We start from the raw sequence: 379 nt of genomic DNA on the forward strand, positions 1-379 counted from the left end.
GACATTAACAGAAGGAACAGAACCAACGGAAGTAACGGTACCAGTAAATGGAACAGTTGCAGCAGGAACAGATGGTTATACTACAGCTGGTTCAGTAACCGGAACCGTATATAACGATGAAGATGGTGATGGAACACAAAATGGAACAGAAACCGGATTTACTTCTCCAGTAACTGTATTTGCAGATTTAGATGGCAATGGCGTATTAGACGCAGGAGAGCCAACAGCAACTACAGCGGCGGATGGAACCTATACTATAGAAGGAGTACCAGCAGGAACAGTAGATATCGTAGTAGATACAACTACTTTACCAACAGGTGTAACATTAACAGAAGGAACAGAACCAACGGAAGTAACGATACCAGTAAATGGAACAGTT

1 protein-coding gene is annotated in these 379 nt (G+C 42.5%); it reads left to right on the forward strand.

Features of this window, described 5'->3' with window-relative positions; translation table 11 throughout:
* Positions 1–379 (forward strand): hypothetical protein (locus ACVCZW_RS00795; protein WP_452231405.1); only part of this gene is annotated, 379 nt, incomplete at both ends.

It is taken from the genome of Lacinutrix sp. MEBiC02595 (assembly GCF_053601555.1).